Below are 3,234 nucleotides of genomic sequence, written 5' to 3'. Positions count from 1 at the left end.
GGGGGCGCGCGGGCGCGCGCGCCCCCCCCGCCCCCCCGCCGCCCCCCCCGGGCCGCCCCCGCCCCCCCCCCCGCCCCCCGGGCCGCCCCCCCCCCCCCCCCCCCACGTCCGGCCCGTTCGCCCGCGGCCACCACTCCACCAGCAGATTCCCGACCGTTCGAACACCACCCATTGGGGTGAACCAGGGGGTTTTCCGCTTCCCTCCCGCAACCACGCCGTGCAAAGCTTTCATTACTCTCGGTTTACCGAGTCTTGATGGTCCGTCCCGGCGGGCCCCGGCGAGACACCCGCACCTCGCCCGGGCTCCTGGCGGGCCCGATGGTCAACGCCGGCCGGTGACACCCGCGCTCCCCGCCGCGCCACGCCATCCCGCCACACCGCGTCGCGACCCACGACAGCCGATCCGCCCCGAGCCCCACCCCGGACTCACCGCCGGACCTGACTGCGTTCGTTCCCCCGGACAGACGGGAAGACCATGACCCTCGACATCTCCAGCGCCCCCATCGCCTCCGACACCACCGACCACGCACCGCCGGGCCCCGGTGCCCGGATCCGCTGGGCCCAGGACCTCTCCGCCTCGCTCGTGGTCTTCCTGATCGCCGTGCCGTTCTCCCTCGGCATCGCCCTCGCCACCGGCGCACCGCTCACCGCCGGGCTGGCCGCCGCAGCCGTCGGCGGCATCGTGGTCGGGCTGTCCGGCGGCACCTCGCTCATGGTCAGCGGCCCCTCGGCAGCGCTGACCGTGATCACCGCCGGGCTGATCGCCCGGTACGGCTGGCAGGCCACCTGCACCGTCACCCTCGCCGCCGGACTGCTCCAACTCCTGCTCGGGGCGCGCCGGGTGGCCCGGACGGCGCTCGCCGTCTCGCCCGCGATCGTGCACGGCATGCTGGCCGGTGTCGGACTCACCATCGCCATCGCGCAACTGCACGTCGTGCTCGGCGGCTCACCGCAGAGCTCCGCGGCCGCCAACCTCCTCGCGCTGCCGGGGCAGGCGGCCGGTCCGCACCCGCCCGCGCTGCTGATCGGCGCGGTGACCGTGGCCGTCCTGCTCGGCTGGCCCCGGCTCGGCCGGCTCCCCGGCCGCGCGGGCCGACTCGGCGCCCGGATCGCCAGGGTCCCGGGCCCGCTGGCCGCCATCGCCCTGGCCACCACGCTGGCACTCGCCCTGGACCTGCGGCTCGCCCACATCGAACTGCCCGCCTGGCAGCCGCACGCCTTCGTGCCCGCGCTGCCGCACGGCCCGGTGCTCGGCCTGATCGCCGCCGTCCTCACGGTCACCGCCGTGGCCAGCGTGGAGTCGCTGCTCTCCGCCGTCGCGATCGACCGGATGTCCCGCCGCTCCGGCGACCTCGACCGCGAACTGCGTGGGCAGGGCCTCGCCAACCTGCTCAGCGGCCTGATCGGCGGGCTGCCGATCGCCGGCGGCGCGGTGCGCAGCACCGCCAACGTGCAGGCCGGCGCCCAGTCCAGGTGGGCCTCGGTGCTGCACGGCGTCTGGGTGTTGGCCGCCGCGCTGGCGCTGACCGGCGGGCTGCGCCGGATCCCGCTGGCTGCGCTCGCCGCACTGGTCCTGGTGGTCGGGCTGCAGATGGTCAGCTCGGCGCACATCCGCAACGTGCACCGGCACCGCGAGTTCCCGGTCTACCTCACCACCGTGATCGCCGTGGTGGCGGCCGGCGTGCTGTGGGGCGTCGCGATCGGCGCCGGCACCGCCGTCCTGCTCGCGCTCTACCGGCTGACCCGTGCCCACGTGGATGTCGGGACCGGGCCCGACGGCTCGGTCACCGTCCGGACGCACGGCCCGCTCACCTTCGCCGCCGTCCCCCGGCTCAGCCGGGCGCTGGCCGGCGTCCCGGCCGGGGCCGAGGTCACCGTGGTCCACGACGGCTCCTTCCTGGACCACGCCGCGTACGAGACCCTGCACAGCTGGCGGGCCGGGCACCAGGACGCGGGCGGCCGGGTCTCGCTGGTGACGAGGCGCCAGGACGACGAGGTGCTCGACCCCGACGGCACGGTGCGCGCGGGCAGTTCACCCGGGCCGCACCGCTGCCGGGCCTGGACGCCCTGGGTCGGCCACCACTGCATCGAGCAGCAGGAGGACCCGCACGGCCGGCTGCTGGACGGGGTCCGGGTGTTCCAGCTGCACACCGCCCCGCTGATCAGGCCCGAACTCGCCCGGCTGGCGCGGGAAGGACAGACGCCCTCCCAGCTCTTCCTGACCTGTGCGGACTCGCGGATGGTCACCAGCATGATCACCAACAGCGGGCCTGGCGACCTCTTCACGGTCCGCAACGTGGGCAACCTGGTGCCGGCCCCGTTCGAACCCGGTGCGGCCGACGATTCGGTGGCCGCCGCGGTGCAGTACGCGGTCGAGGTGCTGGAGGTGCGCTCGATCACGGTCTGCGGCCACTCCGGCTGCGGGGCGATGAAGGCCCTGCTGGACGGCGTGCACGAGCTCCCCGGTCCGCCCACCCCGCTGGCCCGCTGGCTGCGCAACGGCCGTGGCTCGCTGGACCGGCTCCGGCGGGTGCCCGCCGAGTTCGCCACCCGGCCGGTGGTGGACCCGGTGGAGCAGCTCTGCATCACCAACGTGGTCCAGCAGTTGGACCAGCTGATGGCGAACCCGGCCGTGGAGCGCCGGGTCGAGGAGGGCACCCTGCGACTGGTCGGGATGTACTTCGACTTCGCGACCGCCCAGGCCTACGTCCTGGATCGCGCCGCCGGGACGTTCAGCCCGGTCGAGGCCCGCACCGAGGGCCGTACCGAGGCCCGCACCGAGGCCCGCGGTAGCGCCCACCCCGAAACGCGACCCGGTGGGGCATCGGCCGGACGGGTGAATGAGGACGGCCGGGTTCCGTCCGGTGGTGCTGGGGAGGGGCCCCAGCTGGCCGCCTGAGAGCCGGGCCCGTGTCCCCGCCGGGCGGGCCGGGGCACGGGCCCACCAGCCCTGGTAGGTTCTCCACTCCCATGCGGTCGACCGTACGGGCAGGTGTTCGGGCACCGGGCCAAAGGTCTACACCAATTCCTGGGAGCCTCTTGTCAACTGCCCCATTCGCCTGGTGAGCTGTGCGCTGGGACACACGGGACAATCCCCACGCACGGGATCGTCCCCGATCATGACTCGATGAGGAGTGCGCGTTGAGCAACGAGAGCCTGGCCAACCTGCTCAAGGAGGAGCGGCGCTTCGCCCCGCCGGCAGAGCTCGCCGCAGCCGCCAACGTCACCGCGGAC

General features: G+C 74.8%; 1 protein-coding gene. It reads left to right on the top strand.

Annotated features, from left to right (window positions below):
• Positions 1-475: 475 nt before the first annotated feature.
• On the top strand, positions 476-2,899 hold the full coding sequence (locus ACFV0O_RS40235) for a SulP family inorganic anion transporter (RefSeq protein WP_380349646.1): 2,424 nt from the start codon (positions 476-478) through the stop codon (positions 2,897-2,899).
• Positions 2,900-3,234 lie beyond the last annotated feature (335 nt).

Source organism: Kitasatospora sp. NPDC059577 (genome assembly GCF_042735475.1).
Classification (GTDB): Bacteria; Actinomycetota; Actinomycetes; order Streptomycetales; family Streptomycetaceae; genus Kitasatospora.
Note: the sequence above shows the minus strand (reverse complement) of the source record. Positions and strands in the feature narration are given on the sequence as shown.

Bases quoted from the DNA above. Each gene is read 5' to 3' on its own strand.
- ACFV0O_RS40235 (WP_380349646.1), top strand. From the start codon at position 476: ATGACCCTCGACATCTCCAGCGCCCCCATCGCCTCCGACACCACCGAC.